Annotated in this window: 16 protein-coding genes and 2 pseudogenes; 11 read left to right on the forward strand and 7 right to left on the reverse strand. The window is 70.5% G+C overall.

Features of this window, described 5'->3' with window-relative positions; translation table 11 throughout:
- The first annotated feature begins 77 nt into the window (after positions 1–77).
- The 3 genes from AB0C46_RS15740 (at position 78) to AB0C46_RS15750 (ending at position 3,127) form a co-directional block, all read left to right on the forward strand.
- The gene (locus AB0C46_RS15740; RefSeq protein WP_362828366.1) at positions 78–545 is read left to right on the forward strand and encodes a hypothetical protein; all 468 of its coding nucleotides are present in this window, start codon (positions 78–80) and stop codon (positions 543–545) included.
- A gap of 648 nt (positions 546–1,193) precedes the next feature.
- Positions 1,194–2,090 (forward strand): sigma-70 family RNA polymerase sigma factor, encoded by an 897-nt coding sequence (locus tag AB0C46_RS15745; protein WP_362828487.1) that lies wholly within the window; start codon positions 1,194–1,196, stop codon positions 2,088–2,090.
- Positions 2,090–3,127 carry a hypothetical protein gene (locus tag AB0C46_RS15750; protein WP_362828367.1) on the forward strand — a complete coding sequence of 346 codons (1,038 nt, stop codon included), beginning with the start codon at positions 2,090–2,092 and terminating at the stop codon, positions 3,125–3,127. Before AB0C46_RS15745 ends, AB0C46_RS15750 begins: the two co-directional genes overlap by 1 nt.
- A 1,015-nt stretch (positions 3,128–4,142) precedes the next feature.
- Here AB0C46_RS15750 and AB0C46_RS15755 read toward each other — a convergent pair.
- Positions 4,143–4,268 (reverse strand): annotated as a pseudogene (locus AB0C46_RS15755) (L,D-transpeptidase); the annotation flags it as partial.
- A 142-nt stretch (positions 4,269–4,410) separates the two neighbouring features.
- On the opposite strand from AB0C46_RS15755, the gene AB0C46_RS15760 reads away from it, so the two are divergent.
- Positions 4,411–5,754, forward strand: coding sequence for an MFS transporter (locus AB0C46_RS15760; RefSeq protein ID WP_362828368.1), 1,344 nt, complete (start codon positions 4,411–4,413; stop codon positions 5,752–5,754).
- Between the two features lie 514 nt (positions 5,755–6,268).
- A complete protein-coding gene (locus AB0C46_RS15765; RefSeq protein WP_362828369.1) occupies positions 6,269–6,631 on the forward strand; it encodes a hypothetical protein in 363 nt (120 codons plus the stop codon).
- A 293-nt stretch (positions 6,632–6,924) separates the two neighbouring features.
- On the opposite strand, the gene AB0C46_RS15770 is transcribed toward AB0C46_RS15765, so the two are convergent.
- Complete coding sequence (locus AB0C46_RS15770; RefSeq protein ID WP_362828370.1) at positions 6,925–7,800, reverse strand: L,D-transpeptidase family protein; 876 nt, start codon at positions 7,798–7,800, stop codon at positions 6,925–6,927.
- A gap of 137 nt (positions 7,801–7,937) precedes the next feature.
- Here AB0C46_RS15770 and AB0C46_RS15775 point away from each other — a divergent pair, with 137 nt between their 5' ends.
- Positions 7,938–9,536, forward strand: a complete 1,599-nt coding sequence (locus AB0C46_RS15775; RefSeq protein ID WP_362828371.1) for a methylmalonyl-CoA mutase family protein — start codon at positions 7,938–7,940, stop codon at positions 9,534–9,536.
- A gap of 136 nt (positions 9,537–9,672) precedes the next feature.
- Here AB0C46_RS15775 and AB0C46_RS15780 read toward each other — a convergent pair whose 3' ends face one another.
- Complete coding sequence (locus AB0C46_RS15780) at positions 9,673–10,341, reverse strand: YdcF family protein (protein ID WP_362828372.1); 669 nt, start codon at positions 10,339–10,341, stop codon at positions 9,673–9,675.
- A gap of 16 nt (positions 10,342–10,357) precedes the next feature.
- Positions 10,358–10,999: pseudogene (locus AB0C46_RS15785) on the reverse strand (hypothetical protein); the annotation flags it as partial.
- A 141-nt stretch (positions 11,000–11,140) separates the two neighbouring features.
- On the opposite strand from AB0C46_RS15785, the gene AB0C46_RS15790 reads away from it, so the two are divergent.
- A complete protein-coding gene (locus AB0C46_RS15790; protein WP_026169541.1) occupies positions 11,141–11,353 on the forward strand; it encodes a hypothetical protein in 213 nt (70 codons plus the stop codon).
- Between the two features lie 28 nt (positions 11,354–11,381).
- Here the strand turns inward: AB0C46_RS15790 and AB0C46_RS15795 are convergent, their stop codons facing one another.
- A complete protein-coding gene (locus AB0C46_RS15795; protein WP_362828373.1) occupies positions 11,382–12,083 on the reverse strand; it encodes a FadR/GntR family transcriptional regulator in 702 nt (233 codons plus the stop codon).
- 133 nt (positions 12,084–12,216) lie between these two features.
- On the opposite strand from AB0C46_RS15795, the gene AB0C46_RS15800 reads away from it, so the two are divergent.
- Entirely contained in the window at positions 12,217–12,747 is a 531-nt protein-coding gene (locus AB0C46_RS15800; protein ID WP_362828374.1) for a gluconokinase, read from the forward strand.
- Between the two features lie 79 nt (positions 12,748–12,826).
- On the forward strand, positions 12,827–14,224 hold the full coding sequence (locus AB0C46_RS15805; RefSeq protein WP_362828375.1) for a gluconate:H+ symporter: 1,398 nt from the start codon (positions 12,827–12,829) through the stop codon (positions 14,222–14,224).
- 37 nt (positions 14,225–14,261) lie between these two features.
- Here AB0C46_RS15805 and AB0C46_RS15810 read toward each other — a convergent pair whose 3' ends face one another.
- On the reverse strand, positions 14,262–15,251 hold the full coding sequence (locus tag AB0C46_RS15810) for a DMT family transporter (RefSeq protein ID WP_362828488.1): 990 nt from the start codon (positions 15,249–15,251) through the stop codon (positions 14,262–14,264).
- Positions 15,252–15,329: 78 nt separating this feature from the next.
- On the opposite strand from AB0C46_RS15810, the gene AB0C46_RS15815 reads away from it, so the two are divergent.
- Positions 15,330–15,929 (forward strand): TetR/AcrR family transcriptional regulator, encoded by a 600-nt coding sequence (locus AB0C46_RS15815; RefSeq protein WP_362828376.1) that lies wholly within the window; start codon positions 15,330–15,332, stop codon positions 15,927–15,929.
- Positions 15,930–15,963: 34 nt separating this feature from the next.
- Here AB0C46_RS15815 and AB0C46_RS15820 read toward each other — a convergent pair whose 3' ends face one another.
- Positions 15,964–17,532, reverse strand: coding sequence for an FAD-dependent monooxygenase (locus tag AB0C46_RS15820; protein WP_362828377.1), 1,569 nt, complete (start codon positions 17,530–17,532; stop codon positions 15,964–15,966).
- A gap of 38 nt (positions 17,533–17,570) precedes the next feature.
- On the opposite strand from AB0C46_RS15820, the gene AB0C46_RS15825 reads away from it, so the two are divergent.
- Entirely contained in the window at positions 17,571–18,254 is a 684-nt protein-coding gene (locus tag AB0C46_RS15825; protein ID WP_362828378.1) for a TetR/AcrR family transcriptional regulator C-terminal domain-containing protein, read from the forward strand.
- The last annotated feature ends 12 nt before the right edge of the window (positions 18,255–18,266 follow it).

An 18,266-nucleotide genomic window follows, 5' to 3' on the forward strand; every position in this document is an offset into this window, starting at 1 on the left:
CAGTGAACCACTGGGGATGAAGCGGCACCTCATCCACTGGGGGCTGCTCCATCGAGCTGGGGTGGCTCGTCGTCGAGGTGATCAAGAAGAGCGTCCTGCGGCGCCTGACCAAGGACGGAGACGACAACGCGATCATCTACGTCGACCAAGCGCTCATGACCGTGCTCAAGATCCAGTGCCAGCCAGCGGGCATGGAAGGAGAAGCTCGGCTCGCGGTGGGCCGACCACGACCTCGTCTTCGCGCGAGATGGATACATGCTTCGTCCGAACGGAATAACGCCCGGTGGCCCCAGGATGCCGGCCAGGTCAGTGCGCGGTGGCGCAGCACCAGGCAGAGGCTGGATCTCCCGCAGAAGTTCCGGATCCACGACTGGCGTCACAGCAAGGTCACGAACGATCTAGAAGCAGGTGAGAATCCCGTTGAGGTCTCGGTGAAGGTGAGACACCACTCACCGAGCTATGCCATGGACCAGCACGGCAAGCGCCGAGTCGAAGGAGCCAGTGAGCCGGCGTCCGGGACGGCTGGGCGCACGGGCTGGGGGTGATCACATGAGGCGCCTGGCCGGTTGGTCACGCGTTGGTCACGTTGGTCACGGACTCCGCGCAACGTCCCAGGCCAGAGCGCTGGGAGCGCAAGGACGGCCGGGGCCGCCACCCCCCACAGGAGAGGCCCCGGCCGTCGTTCGCGAAGGGCCGGTGAAGGCCCCCTATCCGATACAGCGCCAGACACCTCGAAAGCGTCACACGGGGTACGGGCAGGGGTACGGCTAGTGGTCTGGACGCGGGCCCGGCGAGGCCCGTAACGTGCGGGTCCGCGCTGGTAGGCGCACTGTTCGCGCCGCTTGCCGCGGCCTGGAAAGCCGTCCTCCCCGGGAGCTCCAGATGGATCCGTGCGCGCACTTCGCCGGTGTACCGGTGGCGTCGTTCGCGCCCGCGCTCCCGGCCCCGCCGGGGCGGGTGGTGCGCCCCTCCCGGGTGTGGAGTGCGGCGGCTCACGCGTTACGGTCTGCAGGAACATCCGGGTTACCGGGGGTTTCCGGCCGACCGTGGCCGGCGGCGGGCGGTAACCGGCACAGCTCCGACGCCGCTGGCGGAGCCGGGCCGGTGACGTGGCCGGGTGAAGCGACAATGCAGCAAGGACCGGGCGGCGGACATTCCGCGTGCGACAGGATGGACCCGTGCGAGGGGACGACATTCAGCCGGACGACCGTCGGCTGACGGCGGCCGTGCAGGCGGCGCAGGACGGCGACGAGGCGGCGTTCCGTACCGTCTATCGCGCCGTACATCCCCGACTTCTGGGGTATGTGCGGACCTTGGTGAGCGAACCGGACGTAGAGGACGTCACCTCCGAAGCCTGGCTCCAGATCACCCGTGACCTCGCCCGCTTCAGCGGCGACGCCGACCGCTTCCGCGGCTGGGCCGCCCGTATCGCCCGCAACCGCGCCCTCGACCACATCCGGATGCGCGGCCGCCGCCCGGCGATCGGCGGCGACGAAAGCGAACTGGCCGACACCCCCGGCGCGTCCGACACTGCCGGCGAGGCACTCGAAGCCCTGGGCACCGGCCACACCATGCGGCTGATAGCCCGGCTGCCGCAGGACCAGGCCGAGGCCGTGGTGCTCCGGGTGGTGGTCGGGCTCGACGCCAAGAGCGCCGCAGAAGTGCTCGGCAAACGGGCCGGCGCGGTGCGCACCGCCGCACACCGCGGACTGCGACGGCTCGCCGAGCTCATCGGCGAGACGCCGGGAGCCGGCCGGGACGGATGCCAGGACAGCAGTCCGGGCAGCGGCCAGGACAGCGGCCACGGCAGCAGTCGGGACGGCAGTCAGGGCAGCGGCCACGGCAGCAGTCGGGACGGCAGTCAGGACAGCGGTCGGGACGGTAGTCAGGGCAGCGGTCGGGACGGTGGCGAAGACGGCGCCGACCAGCAGGAAAGCGCCCCCTCCGGCCGGTCCGCACCGGGCCCGCGCCGAGGTGGTGGAACGGTGAGTGGGGTGCCCGCACAGGGCAGAAGGCGCCGCGACGGCGTGGCGGAATCGTACGTACCAGGTGTGACGGAAACGGCCGCACGAACGCAGAAGGACATGTGATGGCCGACGACCGGTACGACTGGCTCGACAAGGACACCGCGGAGCGATTGCTGCGCGGTGAACAGGTCAGTGCCCGGCACGGTGACGGCGCACACGAACTCGAACAGCTCCTGCAGGCCGCCGCCGCGGTCGGCGCCAAGACGCCCGGTACCGCCGAACTCCCCGGCGAAGAGGCCGCCCTGGCCGCGTTCCGGCAGGCCGCCCGCCGCGGCTCCGGCGCCCGCAACCGCGCCGCCGACGAACCGTTCCCTGGCGTCCGCCCCGCACGCGCCACCGGCCTCGCCGAACGCACCCGCGTCGGCCGCCCCTTCCGGCGCGGCTTCGCCGTGGCGCTCGCCGCCTGCGCCATCGGCGGCGTCGCAGTCGGAGCCGGCACCGGCGTACTGCCCAGCCCTTTCCGGGGCGGCGAACCCGACCCCGCCTCCAGCGTCTCCGCCGCCGAGACCCCCGGGCCGCTCGACACCCGCGAGCCCGGCGCCCAGACCGACGGCACCACGGCGCACACCCCCGACGCCACCCCCGGCGGGAAGTCGGCCGGCCCCACCGGAACCCCCGCACCCGGCAGTCCCCCCGGCGCCACCAGGCACCCCGGCCGTGGCAACCCCGGTGGCGGCACCGGACGCGACGACAGACCCGGCGGCGACGGCACCCCGCCCGGCCACGGCGACAAGAAGGACCTGCTGCTCGCGCTGTGCCAGAGCTATGAGTCCGGCAAACGGGACGGCATGGACCGCGACACCCTGCGGCGCCTCGAACGCAAGGCCGGCGGCCCGGAGAAGGTGCACCTCTTCTGCCGCGCCTACCTGGCGCGCTACCAGGACGGCGGCAGCACGGGCGGCGACGACGGCTTCGGCGGCGGCACCGGCGGCACCGAACAGAGCGGCGGCGGCTCGGGCGGCGACGAGGACGACGACGAACACCCCTCCCAGACACCCGGCACCACCCCCGGCCCCGGCGCGTCCGCCCCGGCCCCCACGCCCTCGGCGACCACCACGGACCCCGGACACGCCACCCCGACCGGAACCGCCGCCCCGTAGGTGTGACGTTTTTTGAGCCGGTGACGCAGTACTGAATGAAGCCGACTGGTCATCGGCTGCGCGAAGAGCCGGGGTTCCCCCCGTACCCACGGCTCAGCGCACACGGCGCGGGCGGGGCACGTTCCCCCGGCCCTGCCCGCGCCCCCTGTCTTTGCGCCCGAGCCGGCGCGCGCTCTCGCGGATGTGGTTGCTCTGGGTGGGGGTTGCTCAATTTTCGCTTCGGTCACAGAGCAAGCGGGGGACGCCGACAGCCGGCACCGCTGCTGACCACCTCACCGAGCTGAAGAAACTATCCGTCAGATGACGGATGTCCCGCCCCTCGCGCGGCCGTAATTTCACGAGTGCGGGGTGCGGACGGGGCCGGCGCCCAAGAAGCGACTGGTAAATCCTTGTGCCGTTCTGCCGCATGGCCTTCATTATTTCGGTTTTTGAGGGGCCCGTCGTGCTGGGGTGCCTTCATCGAACAAGGGGAATAGATGCGCAAGTTCCGCAGGGCATTGTTCAAGGTTACTGCAGCTGTTGGCGTCTCGGGGGTACTCGTTCTGGGCGCCCCGGGCATTTCCTCTGCTGCAGATGGCCCCCTTCCCAGGGCGAATAAGGTTGATCCCGTTGGCCCGCTAACCTCGCCGAAGTCGGACCGGTCCTGTCCCGCGAAGACGACCACCGTCTGGATCGGCCCCGGGAAGTGGCGCATCACTGTGCACTGGACTTTGGAACGCCCGACGTGGGGGGGCGGTTCCAAATTCACATACGACGTAGATGGGGGCCCGAACGGTCGCTTCTACCCGGTGCCAAATCCCTCCGACCCGATTACTTGCCCGGAAGAATGGCACCTCACTGGGGTGACCTTTGAGGAGCTGTAGCGGGTAGGTTGCGCCGAGATCGCCGCCGGTGGTCACCCCGGTTTCTTGAACGGGGATTGTGGAGTGCCCACTGCGGTGAAAGTCGCACGGGGGCGGCTCGGGGAAGCGGGCCGGTCGAAAGACCGGAATCGCGCCCCGTGCCGGCTTCCCCACTAGTGGTGGACGACCGCCTTGGTGCCCCCCTTCACCGTGTCGAACAGGGCGGCGATTTTCCGTCTGTCGCGGACGTTGACGCAGCCGTGGGAGGCGCCGCGGTAGCCGTGGGCGGCGAAATCCGCGAGTTCCCCCGGGCCCTGCCCGCGCCCTTCTCCTTCTTCTTGCGCCTGGGCCCGTCTCGTTGACACCAAGATCGCCTGGCCGTCGAGCCCGCGCACCGTCCGCGGCGCGCTCACCTCTTCACCACCCACCGGAACCGGCACCATGCCCAGCAGCACCACCGTCCTTGAAACCCCGGCGCCCGCCGCCACCTATCGCAACGTCTTGGGCATGCCAGATGTCCTGCGGCTGCTCGTCGGCGCCGTAGTCGGGCACTTACCCGTTGCCATGGCGCCCCTGGCGATCCTCCTGGTGATTCGCACCGAGGGAGGAACAGTCAGCGACGCCGCCATGCTCGCCGCCATGTATGGCGTGAGCACGGCCGTGGCGCAGCCGTTATGGGGGAGGATGCTCGACAGCCGCGGCCACCTCCTGACCCTGGCAGTCACCGCGGGCGGATCCACCATGGCCTTCACCGCTCTCGCCGTGATGCGCCCCGTCGACCACCTCGCGGCCGCGTGCGTCGTCACCGCCGCGGCAGGACTGGCAACACCGCCGCTTGAGGCAGCGTTGCGGACATTGTGGAGTGACGTCACCGCCTCCGACGGCGAACTGCGTGCGGTCCTTGCCCTGGACGCCTCCGCTCAGGAGGTCGTCTTCATCGTCGGCCCCGTCCTGGTCCTCGTCCTGGATGTGGCAGCCGACGCTCGTCTGGCCCTGGCGAGCTGCGCTCTCATCGGGCTGGCCGGCAGCTTCCTCTTCGCCACCACTCCGCCCGTTCGGCGCCGGCGGCACACGGCACCCGTGGTCAGCGCGGTCCGGCCCAGCCCGTTGCGGGCATCCGGCCCCCGCGTGATGGCCGCTGCATTGTTCGGTGCGGGTGCCGCGCTGGGAGCCGTGAACGTTGCCGCTCTCACGTTCTCCGAACTCCACCACAACCAAGCCCTGTCCACCCTCATTCCGGCTGCACTGGCAGTCGGCAGCCTCACCGGCGGACTCCTCTACGGCCGCAGGGCCTGGCCCGGAACGACGGCGAGCCGGCTTCTGTGGACCGCCACCGGCATCTTCCTCTCCCTGCTCCCTCTGCTCGCCGGGCCCGGCCCGATCGGCGCCGTGGCGGCAGCCGCCCTGCCGGGGCTCTTTCTCGCCCCGCTCCTGGTACAGGCATTCGCCGGCCTGGACCATCTCGCACCGCTCGGCACTCTGGGCGAGGCCGCTGCGTGGCTGGTTGCCTCCCTCGGTCTCGGCCAGGCAGCCGGCACCGCACTGGCCGGTTCCGTCGGCGGTCACGGGCCATGGGCTCCGGTCACCACAGCCCTTTCCGGCGCGGCCCTTGCTTGCATCGCACTGGCTTTCGGGCACCGCACCCTCACGTCCTCCATAGAGAATCAGGGGAGCGACCATCCGGTGGGGGCGGCAGCACGAGCCGGCCGCCGCGGCGAGCAAAATGTAGTGCTTAAACGGCCATCAGCGCAGCTCAGCGACGGTGCTGATCTTGCGGGCCCATGAGGCATGCTCCGTCTGACAGCGTTACGGAGCAGTGTCCGAGCACTGGTGAATCCCCTGCCACTTAAGCCGGCGCGCGCTCTCGCGGATGTGGTTGCTCTGGGTGGGGTGGAGCAATTGTTGCTTCGGTCGAAGAACTGGCTCGCTGGGCATCGTTCCGGGCGGGGCTGGTGAGCCGGTAGCGGGTCTTCGGCAAGCGGGGAGCGCGGGCAGCAACATCGTCGCTGACCATCTCACAGCTACTCAACTGGCCTTGGTCCATGTCCCGGAGGAGTGCGGGGCGGGCGCCGCACTCCGGTCTGCGCCGATTTCGGCGGCGGATCAAAGTATCCGTCAGATGGCGGATGTTCCAGCCCTTGCGCGGACGTAATTTCAGGAGTGCCGCGGGTTGTGGATAGGAATGGCACCCAAGAAGCCTCTTGTGAAGGCTTCATGCCTTTCTGTCGCATGGCCTTCATGATTTCGGTCCTTGAGGGGGGCGGCGTGATGGCGCGCCTTCATCGAACAAAGGGAGTGTATGCGTAAGTTCTGCAGGGCATTGTTCAAGGTTACTGCAGCTGTTGGCGTCTCGGGGGTGCTCGTTCTGGGCGCCCCGGGAATTTCCTCCGCTGCAGATGGCCCCGTTTCCAAGGCGAACAAGTGTGAACCCTCGCTGAAGGGGTCCGGGAACGCCATCGAAAAAGGCCCGGTGGCAAAAATCACCTGGCAACGGATCGGCTCAAATCCAGAGGACTGTATCACTTTCACCTACCTGGAATTTGAGGGCAAGATACTGGATCCTGGGGGCAGGAAGTTTGAGGGCAGGCTCGGAGACCTCCCCCCAGGTTATGACCCGGAGAACTGGAACATCATCTCTATAGCGTTCCCGACGCCGAGATAGCCGGAGCTGGGTGGTTCTGGCTCCGGTCGGACGACCGGGGCCAGTTTCCCTTCCCTTTCGGTGCGGAGCGGATGATTCCCACCTGCGCCGCCGATTGCGCGACGGTGGCTGGTGGGGTCGGGTGTGGCGGGCGGAAGCTGTCCAAGCTGCAGTGGAAGTTGCACGGTGGGTGCAGGAAGCGGCTCGGGGAAGCGGGCCGGTCGAAAGACCGGAACCGTGCCCGGGACGACTTCTCCACTGCCTCTTGGAGGTCGCGCCCCAGACGACTCGAAGATGATTTACGGGACGGCTCTTCAGTGGTAGACGACCACCTTGGTGCCCCCCTTCACCGTGTCGAACAGGGCGGCGATCTTTTTCTTGTCGCGGACGTTGACGCAGCCGTGGGAAGCGCCGCGGTAGCCGTGGGCGGCGAAGTCTGCGGAGTAGTGGACGGCCTGGCCGCCGCTGAAGAACATCGCGTAGGGCATGGCCGTGTGGTAGAGCGTCGAGAGGTGGTGGCGGCTCTTGAAGGTGATGCGGAAGGTGCCCTCGCGGGTGGGGGTGTACTGCGAGCCGAAGCGGACATCCATCGCCGAGACGATCCGGCCGTTGACCACCCAGGTGAGCGTGTTACTCCGCTTGCTGATGCAGATCACCCTGCCCCTCATGCAGCGCGGATCGGGGACGCCGACCGGCCGGGTGGTGGGCGGGCGGAGCTCCGCATGCGACGGCCGGCGGGTCTGTGACCGCAGTGCGCGCCAGGTCGCGGGCGGCACGGTGCCCGTACGGGGCAGGCCCTGCCGCTGCTGGAAGGCGCGGACCGCGGTGGCGGTGACCGAGGCGTAATAGCCCGTCGGGGCGCGGTGGAACAGGCCCAGCTGGGCGAGCCGCGCCTGGAGTTCGCGGACCTGCGCACCGCGCGAGCCCGCCGCCATCAGCGGCCTGGGCGCCGGGGACGGATGGTGGGCGGTGCGCGGGGGGCGCGGCCGGGTGGCGTGCCGGGCGGGGGTGGGGGGCTTGTGATGACCGAGCGGCGGGGGAGCGGGAGTGGTGGGGGCGTAGCGGGCGCCCTTGCTGTCCGGGGAACCGGCCCCGGTGACCGTCACCGGGCGGCAGCCCACCGCGAGCGCCGCCACCACCAGCACCGCGGCCACCGCCGGCGCCGTACGTCGTCCCTTGCTCCGCTGCATGCGCAACCCCCGGATCTCGGCGGCCCGACCGGCCATCGGTGACTCTTCCCAGTGCTGCGGGGCGGCGAACCTGCGGGCATGCTGTCAGCAAGGCGTAAACCCGGACGAACCGGTCACCCAATGGGAGGCGTACACCCATGGCGCACGAGTCGGGCAGTGTGCGGCACAACGAGAGCGGTCTGCCCGTCGAGCCCGTGTACGGGCCGGAGGCGCTGGACGGCTGGGACCCGGAGCGCAGGCTCGGTGCGCCCGGCGGCTACCCCTTCACCCGGGGGGTGTATCCGTCGATGTATACGGGGCGGCCCTGGACGATGCGGCAGTACGCCGGCTTCGGCACCGCCCGCGAATCCAACGCCCGCTACCGGCAGCTGATCGCCCACGGCACGACGGGACTGTCGGTCGCCTTCGACCTGCCGACCCAGATGGGGCACGACTCGGACACCCCGATCGCCTCCGGCGAGGTCGGCAAGGTGGGGGTGGCCATCGACTCCGTCGAGGACATGCGGGTGCTGCTCGGTGGCATCCCGCTGGACAGGGTGTCGACGTCGATGACGATCAACGCCCCCGCCGCGCTGCTGCTGCTCCTCTACCAACTGGTGGGGGAGGAGGAAGGGGTGGCGGCCGGTCAGCTGAACGGGACCGTCCAGAACGATGTGCTCAAGGAGTACATCGCGCGGGGCACCTACATCTTCCCGCCGCAGCCGTCGCTGCGGCTGACCGCGGACATCTTCCAGTACTGCCGGTCCGAGATCCCCCGGTGGAACACCATCTCCATCTCCGGCTATCACATGGCCGAGGCGGGTGCCTCGCCCGCGCAGGAGATCGCCTTCACGCTCGCCAACGGCATCGCCTATGTGCGGACCGCCGTTGCCGCCGGGATGGACGTCGACGACTTTGGGCCGCGGCTGTCCTTCTTCTTCGTCTCCCGTACGACGCTGCTCGAAGAGGTCGCCAAGTTCCGTGCCGCGCGCCGGATCTGGGCCCGGGTGATGCGGGAGGAGTTCGGTGCCAAGAACCCCAAGTCGATGATGCTGCGGTTCCACACCCAGACCGCGGGGGTGCAGCTCACCGCCCAGCAGCCGGAGGTGAACCTCGCCCGGGTGACCGTCCAGGGCCTCGCCGCCGTGCTCGGCGGCACCCAGTCGCTGCACACCAACTCCTTCGACGAGGCCATCGCCCTGCCCACGGACAAGTCGGCCCGCCTCGCGCTGCGGACCCAGCAGGTGCTCGCGTACGAGACCGATGTGACCGCCACCGTCGACCCGTTCGCCGGGTCCTACGCCGTCGAGTCGATGACGGACGAGGTGGAGGAGGCGGCCGTGGCGCTGATGCGGCGGGTCGAGGACCTGGGCGGTGCGGTGGCCGCCATCGAGCGGGGCTTCCAGAAGGACGAGATCGAGCGCAACGCCTACCGCATCGCGCAGGAGACGGACGCCGGTGAGCGGGTCGTGGTCGGCGTCAACCGCTTCCAGCTGGACGAGGAGGAGCCCTACGAGCCGCTGCGGGTCGACCCGGCGATCGAGGCCCAGCAGGTCGAACGGCTCGCCACCCTGCGGTCCCGCCGCAATCAGCGCGCGGTCACCACGGCCCTGGGCGACCTGCAGAAGGCCGCCGAGGGCACGGACAACGTCCTCCACCCCATGCGCGAGGCGCTGCGCGCGAGGGCGACGGTGGGCGAGGTGTGTGAGGCGCTGCGGGGGGTGTGGGGGACTTATGTTCCGACGGATGCTTTCTGAGGGTGTGCCGGGCACGACGGGGTGCCAAGTCAGCGCGCACTGCCCTCCAGAGAGACGTGCCAGGGCAGTGGCACGGCTTTGCCCCGGGAACGCGTTGGGCTGGTGACTCGCGCACAGCCCGCCCGGAGGCGGCACGTCAGGGAGCGAGGAGGCGGCTGGTGAAGCCGTCGTGGACGAGCGATGCGTATGCGACCCGCACGTCCTCCGGGACGACCTGCTCGATGGCGAACCCGAGACGGGGATACTCGACCACCCGCTGCAGGTCGCCGACGAGCTGGTGGACGACGAGTTCTTCGTCACCGATCGTCTTCAGATAGTCATCGAACTCCAAGGGAGCCGAGGCGCAGATCACCTCGACCTCGGGCCACACCTTGCGGGCAGTGGCATAGGCGCGTCGCTCCATATAAGGCATGGAGACCAGCAACACAGTCTTCGGCATGATCCCGGCGGCAACCAGGACCTCGCGGGAGAGGGTGATGTTCTGCCCGGTGTTCCTCGCGCCGGGCTCCAGCAGAACCGCGTCCGCCGGCACTCCGAGGGCGATCGCATGCTCGCGGAAGTGCACTGCTTCGCCGCGGGGGAAGCGTTCGGGGGCGGTGGGGTTGGAGCCGCCGGAGAACACCAGAGTGGGGAACAGGCCGGCTCGGTACAGCTCGGCACAGAAAGCCGGGACACCAAGGTCGTGACTGCCCAGGCCGATGGCGGCGTCGGTGGGCCGCACCTCGTGGTGCATCTGGTGGTAGTCCCAGATCAGCTCGGCCTGCTGTCGCTGGCCTTCGGTGATGGCCCGCTCGTTGTCCGTCACTCGCGTCTCTCCCTGGTCACCGCCGGGGGCCGGAGGCCCCCTCGCTCGTCATCCGGATGCCCCCGATGCTGCGGAACTGGTGACTCAGACCGAACTTGGCGGCCGGCTTCGCGGCGTCGTCGAGCACATGCAGCCCATCATCCCGGGTGACGGGATCGGACAGCAGGATGTGACCGTGGGCGGTGTCCAGCCGGACCTGCTGCATGGGTGAGTCGGTCGTTCCGGTGCTACGGGCGATGTCGATGAAGTACAGGGCCTGGGTGATGTCACCAACGCCGCGGTGGGCGAGGGCGAGCTTTTGATGGGCGACGGACCAGTCGTCGGGCTCGGCCAGGTCCTCGAACTCGTGCGTCGCGGCGAGCATGACCCGGGCGGCGTAGTCGTTGTTGCCGCCCTTGCTCAGCGCGGTGCCCACCCACAGCTGGGCTCTGGCCCGGTCGCGGCGGGAGAGCCTGTCGTCGACGGCCAGGGTCTCGTAATGGCGGGCGGCGGTCTCCAGCTTGCCGGACATCTCGGCGACCACGGCGAGGGACAGGTCGAGCTGGGCGATGCGGCGAGGAATGTCGAGCTGGGTGAACAGCGAGCGGGCACCGGCATAGGAGTGCTGGGCCGACAGCGGGCCGAGGACGGCTCCTTGGTCTCGTTGGAGATCACCCAGCTTCTTCGCTGACACCGGCCGGCAGTCCCCCCGGCGCTCCGGAAGCGGCCCCGGCCCGCGTCGCTTCCGGAGTCCCGTGCGGGCGCGCGGTGGGGGTCGGGAGCTTGTGACCGGCGAGCCGGCCTGAGTCACACTGGTGTCATGTCGTCACCCCGCCGCGCGTGCCCCATCTGCACCCGAGAGATCGCCGTTGTCGGCGGCCGCTTCGCCCGCCATGACCCGCCCGGCCGGCGGACGGTGCTGGAGCTGATCTCCTGCCCGGGGTCGCGCAGGATGGCGCCGATGATGGCGCCCGCGGAGAAGCTGTTCGACCCGGAGGAGCCGCCGATTCCCGGGCAGCAGCCGCTGTTCTGACCCGTGGGCCCGGCGGCGCCGGGGTCAACTACGGTGCCAGCACGTCCAGTTCGGCCATCGCGCCGGCCGTGATCTCACGGGTCAGGGACTCCGCCCGCGCCGCGTCGCCGGTGCGGACGGCTTCCGCGACCTGCACATGGAGGGTGACGGCGGCCGGGTCGGGGTCGGTGAACATCACATGGTGCTGGGTGCGGCCGGTCAGGACGGCGGCGACCACATCGCCGAGCCGGGCGAACATCTCATTGCCGGAGGCGGTCAGCACCACCCGGTGGAAGGCCATGTCGTGGACGAGGTAGGCGTCGAGCTGCTGGCCGCGTGAGGTGGCGACCATGCCCATCGCCTCTTCGGTGAGCCGGGCGCACTGCTCGGGGGTGGCGTGCTGGGCGGCCAGGCCCGCGGCGACCGGTTCGATCGCCGAGCGGAGCACGGTCAGCGAGCGCAGCTGCCGGGGGCGGTCCCGGCCGGCCAGCCGCCAGCCGATCACCCGCGGGTCGTAGACGTTCCACTCCTCGGTGGGCCGGACGGTCACCCCCACCCGGCGCCGGGAGGCGACCAGCTGCATGGATTCCAGTACCCGGATCGCCTCGCGGATGACCGTGCGCGAGACGTCGAAGCGCTGCTCCAGCTCGTCCGTTCGCAAGATCGTGCCCGGAGGGTAGTCGCCCGCGGTGATCGCGGGTCCGAGGGACTCCAGCACTCGGGCGTGCAGTCCCTTCCCCTCGTTTTCCATGGGGCAAGCCTACGTTCCCGACCCCTCGGCCAATTAAGTATGACGTTTGCATCACAGGCTCTTGAATACGTCGTACCTAATGGGTTTCAGTGGGGGCCGCACGGGGTCGATGAGGACAGCGAGGTACCACGGGATGAGCACCCCCGACGTGATCGTCGTGATGGGCGTGGCCGGCACCGGCAAGACCACGATCGGCCCGTTGGTGGCCGGCGAACTGGGCGTCCCGTACGCCGAAGGTGACGACTTCCATCCGCCGGCCAACATCGCCAAGATGTCGGCGGGCATCCCGCTGGACGACGACGACCGGGGCCCCTGGCTGGACGCCATAGGAGCCTGGGCGCGTGAACGGGCCGGGCGCGGCGGGGTGGTCAGCAGCTCCGCGCTCAAGCGCGCCTATCGCGACCGGCTGCGTGCCGTCGCCCCCGGCATCGTCCTGCTGCACCTCACCGGCGATCGCGCGCTGATCGAGGAGCGGATGGCCGGGCGCAAGGGCCACTTCATGCCGACCGCGCTGCTGGACTCCCAGTTCGCCACGCTCGAACCGCCCGCGCCCGACGAGGCCGGCGTCACCGTCGAGGTGTCCGGCACCCCGGAGGAGATCGCCGAGCGGGCGGTGGCCGCACTGCGCGCGCGGGACGCGGCGGACGGCCGGGGCGCGTCCTAGAACGCCTCCCCCTCACCCCAACTCCCCCCACAGGTAACGCAGCACCCCCTTCCCCCTCCGTCCAACCAAGGGAATCGCCGTGACACATCTCAGCGTCGAGATGCTCGCAGCGGACGCGGCCGAGCCGATCACCACGGCCGGTCACGCGCAGCTGGGCATCGCCGTCCTGGCCGGCATAGCCGTCATCGTCCTGCTCATCACCAAGTTCAAGCTGCATGCCTTTCTGGCGCTGATCGTCGGCTCGCTGGTGCTCGGCGCGGTGGCCGGCGCACCGCTCGACAAGACCCTCACCAGCTTCTCGGCGGGCCTGGGCACGACGGTCGCGGGCACCGGTGTGCTGATTGCGCTCGGTGCCGTCCTCGGGCGGCTGCTCGCCGACTCCGGCGGTGCGGACCAGATCGTCGACACGATCCTGGCGAAGGCGAGCCGGAAGGCGATGCCCTGGGCGATGGTGCTGATCGCCGGGATCGTCGGGCTGCCGATCTTCTTCGAGGTCGGCATCGTGCTGCTGATCCCGGTGGTGCTGCTGGTCGCCAAGCGCGGCAACTTCTCGCTGATGCGCATCGGCATCCCGGCGCTGGCCGGACTGTCCGTCATGCACGGGCTGATACCCCCGCACCCCGGGCCGCTCGTGGCGATCGACGCGGTCGGCGCGAACCTCGGGGTCACGCTCGCACTCGGGGTGGTCGTCGCCATCCCGACCATGATCATCGCCGGTCCGGTCTTCTCCCGTTACGCGGCCCGCTGGGTCGACATCCAGCCGCCGGAGAATCTGGTGCCCGAGCGCACCTCCGACGACCTGGAGAAGCGGCCCGGCTTCGGGATCACCGTGGCCACCGTGCTGCTGCCGGTGGTGATGATGCTGGCCAAGGCGCTGGTGGACATCGTCGTCGACGACCCCGGGCACCAGGTCCAGAAGGTCTTCGACGTCATCGGCTCGCCGCTGATCGCCCTGCTCACCGCCGTGATCGTCGCGATGTTCACGCTCGGCCGGGCGGCCGGCTTCACCCGGGACCGGATCGCCACCACCGTGGAGAAGTCGCTCGCCCCGATCGCCGGGGTGCTGCTGATCGTCGGCGCGGGCGGCGGCTTCAAGCAGACGCTGGTGGACGCCGGCGTCGGCCAGATGATCCTGGACATCTCCAAGGGCTGGAACATCTCCACACTGCTGCTGGCCTGGCTGATCGCGGTCACCATCCGGCTCGCGACCGGCTCCGCGACCGTCGCCACCATCTCCGCCGCCGGGCTGGTCGCCCCGCTCGCCGCGGAGATGAGCACCCCTCATGCCGCGCTGCTGGTGCTGGCCATCGGCTCCGGGTCGCTGTTCTTCAGCCATGTCAACGACGCCGGGTTCTGGCTGGTCAAGGAGTACTTCGGGATGAACGTCGGCCAGACGCTGAAGACCTGGTCGGTGATGGAGACGCTGATCTCGGTGGTCGGGATCGTCTGCGTGCTGTTGCTGTCGCTGGTCCTTTAGGGCCCGGTCCGTCGGACCGCTGTTCTTTCCGGGCGGGTCACCGCCCCGGGCGCCCCACCCCCCTCAGGCGCCTGTCCCCGGCACGAGGCGGTACGAGCGGAGGTCCGCTGGTGCGGCCTCGTGCGCGTACGGGCGCGTTCCCGGTACGGCTCGCGGCCGGGGGCGTCGCACCGCGGCGTACGAGGACGACCGCCGCGAGGCCGACTGCCAGTCCGGCGGCGGTCTGCGGGCCGAAGGGTTCGCCGAACATGGCGGCGCCCCACAGCGCGGTGACCGGTGCCATCAGGAACATCAGGGTGTTCACCTCGGTGATGCCGGAGCGCCGGAGGATCAGCCAGTACAGCCCGTACCCGCCGAAGGTGGACAGCGCCACCAGCCAGCCGACCGCGGCCCAGAACGAGAGTGAGGCGGGCGGCAGTACGGAGCCGGTGGCGGTGGCGAGGGCGGTGAAGAGGACGGCGCTGGTGGTGCAGTGGACGGTCATCGCCACCGACGGTGCGACCCGGGTGCGCGAGCGGCCTTCCAGGAACGTGGCCGCCACCAGCGAGGCCATGCCGAGGAACGGGACGAGGTACGCCCACCGGCTCACGCCCGCGGCGGCCGTCGCATCGGCCGTGGTGACCAGCGCGACGCCGCCCACGCCCAGACACAGTCCGAGCCACTGCCGGCGGGAGACGTACTGGTGCAGCAACGGCCCGGCGAGCGCCCCGGCCACCAGGGGCTGGGTGCCGTCGATCAGGGCCGTGGTGCCGCTGGAGACCCCGAGCTGGATCGCGTAGTAGACGGTGAAGAGATAGCCGCTCTGTGACAGGGCGCCGACGGCGGCCTGCCGGGCGACCGTCCGTGCCGTCAGGCCCCGCCACGAGGAGCGGGTGGCGGTCGCCGCCACCAGGGCCAGGACGGCGGCGAGCGGCAGGAACCGCCACATCAGGAGCGTGGCCGCGGGCGCGCTGCCGGCGCCGAGCTTGGCGCCGATGAAACCGGAGCTCCAGCAGAGCACAAAGGCGGCCGAGAGCAGGAAGCGCATGCCGTGCATACCGTGCTCCTTCACTAAACCGATCTGTATACCTCTCCTTCCACTATACAGATCGGTATACTTTTGACCATGGCTACTTCGCAGACGCCGCGCCGGATCACCATGACGCCTGCCGCGCGCCGCGCCCTGGCGGCCGCCGAGCGGCTGTTCTACGAGCGCGGCATCCATGCCGTCGGGGTGGATCTGATCGCGGCCGAGGCCGGGGTGACGAAGAAGACCCTCTACGACCGGTTCGGCTCCAAGGAGCAGATCGTCGTGGAGTACCTCGCGGACCGTGACGAACGGTGGCGGGCCTTTCTCGCGCCGTATCTCGACGCCGCACGGCCGTCTCCCGCGGCGGGGGTCCTGGCGGTGTTCGATGCCGCAGGTGCCTGGTCGGCACAGCACAGCGGCAAGGGGTGCAGCATGGTCAACGCCCACGCCGAGATCAGCGACCCGTCCCACCCCGCGTACGCGATCATCACCGCGCAGAAGGCGTGGATGCTCGCGCTGTTCACCGATCTCGTGAGGGCCGCCGCCCCTGACCGGGCCGACCGGCTGGGCCGGGCGCTGATGCTCCTGCATGAAGGGGCCCTGGTCGCCCACGGCCTGGACATCTTCCCCGACCCGATCGGTCAGGCCCGGGACGAGGCGCGGGGGTTGCTCACCGCCGCGGGGGTGCGGCCCTGACCGCAGGCCGGTCCGCCGGGCCGGCCTGCGCGGGTCACCGGGCGACCGCCCGCGCCGTGCCCGCGCCGAGGAACGTCCCGAGGGCCGCGGTCACCTGGGCCGTGGCGTCCTCGGCCGGTGCGGCGAGCGCCAGATAGCCGTCGGGGCGGATGAGGAGGACGGCGGGGTCGCTGCCGTAGGCGTCCCGGACATGGCCGTCGGTGTCGAGCAGATCGGGGGACGGGCCGCCGACGCGGACGAGGCGCAGCAGCGCCGGATCGGCCGGCAGCGCGGTGTCGTCGAGGTCGGTCGACCCGAGGGTGAGCAGGGTGAAGTGCGGGCCCCGGAAGGCGTCGAAGAGCCGGGTGGGCCGGCCGTCGGCCGTGGTGCACGGGGCGTCGGGGGCCCGGTCGCCCGCGGCGGGCACGCCCTCGGTGACGTTCCTGCGCAGCTCCCGCGTCAACGGGCTGTCGGGGTAGCCGATGCCGAGCTGGTGCAGGTCCCGGCCGCGGCGCAGCGAACCGGAGCGGTGCAGCCGGGTGCTGGTGTCGAGGATGTGCGCGGCGATCGGCCGGCGCTCGGTCTCATAGCTGTCGAGCAGGGTGTCGGGGGCGCCGTGCCGCAGTACCTGGCCGAGCTTCCAGCCGAGGTTGTAGGCGTCCTGGACGCTGGTGTTCAGGCCCTGGCCGCCCGCCGGGGAGTGGATGTGCGCGGCGTCGCCGGCCAGGAAGACCCGGCCGGTGCGGAAGGCGTCGGCCAGGCCCGCTTTGGGGCGGTAGAGGGAGGACCACAGGACCTCGCGGATCTGCTCGGCGCCGAGGTGGGTATGGGCCGCGAGCAGGGCGCGGACCCCCTCGGGCGAGGTATCCGCCGCTTCGCCGGCGACGACGAAGGTCTGGAAGTAGTCGGTACCGGCGAGGGGGAGGAGGGTGACGAACCCGTGGCCCTGCAGGTTCCAGCGGTGCCAGTGGTCCCGGTCCAGGCCGTCCACCCGGACATCGGCGAGCACCGCGGCGCCCGCCGGCAGTGACGGGCCGCTCATCCCGATCCCCAGCGCCCGGCGTACGGTGCTGCGCCCGCCGTCGGCGGCGACCAGATAGGCGGCGTGCACGCTGCGCTCCACCCCGTCGGCGCCGCGCAGATGGGCCGTCACCCCGTCGGAGTCCTGGGTGAACGCGGTGAGTTCGGTGCCGAGGAGGACCCTGCCGCCGAGTTCCTGCAGCCGCGCGTGCAGTAGTTCCTGGTTGCGGAACTGCGGCACCATCAGGGCGTTCGAGTGGGGCGTGGAGGGTGTGGGGGCGACCCGCTCGATCATCTCGCTGATCTCGGCGATCCGGCCGTTCTCCCAGCGGGCGGTCTTCGGGTAGTGGCCGCCGGCCGCCTGGATGGCCGCCAGCACGCCGAGGTCGTCGTAGACCTCCTGGGTGCGCGGCTGCAGAGCGGTGCCGCGGGCGCCGCGCGAGAGGCGGTCCTGCCGCTCGACGAGCAGCGCGCGCACCCCGCGCCGGGCGAGGTCGATGCCGAGGGCGAGGCCGGTCGGGCCGGCGCCGGCGATCAGTACGTCGACGGTCGTGGGGAGGTCGTCCGGCACGCCGCGGGCGCCCTTAACGTTGTTAAGTTCCATGGCTCCGAGAATGGGTTTAACAGTGTTAAGTTGTCAATATGGTTTCGCGCATCGACCGGAAACAGGTCGTCGACACCGCTCTGCGGCTGCTGAACGAGGTCGGCCTCGACGGGCTCACCCTGCGGCGCATCGCCAAGGAGCTGAACGTCCAGGCACCCGCGCTCTACTGGCATTTCAAGAACAAGCAGGAACTGCTGGACGAGATGGCCACCGAGATGTTCCGGCGGATGGCCGTGTCGCTGCGGGGGGAGGGGGCCGGGCCCGGTCCCTCCTGGCAGGAAACCCTCCTCGGCGCCTGCCGGGTACTGCGCCGCGAGTTGCTCGGCTACCGCGACGGCGGCAAGGTCTTCAGCGGTACCCGGATGACCGACGAGAGCTACGCCGGGCCGCTGGACGGCATGGTCCGCGGCTTCACCGATGCGGGCTTCACCGTGCGCGAAGCGGCCCAGGCGTGGTGGACCGCCTACAACTACACCGTCGGCCTGGTGATCGAGGAGCAGTCGGTCTACCCGGACCCCGGTGAGCCGGAGAGCCGCGACCCGAAGACCCGCGACCCGGCCTACGACCTGGACCGCCGCACGGAGAGGATCGGCGCGCGCTATCCGCTCGCGGACCGGGCCGGCCGGGAGCTGTTCGGCGACCTCGCGCAGTCCTTCGAGGCCGGACTGCGCATCATCGTCGCCGGGATTGAGGCCACGGCCGGCCCGGAGCGGCGCAGCTGAACCGGCGGCCGG

It is taken from the genome of Streptomyces sp. NPDC048637, from assembly GCF_040650675.1.
Classification (GTDB): domain Bacteria; phylum Actinomycetota; class Actinomycetes; order Streptomycetales; family Streptomycetaceae; genus Streptomyces.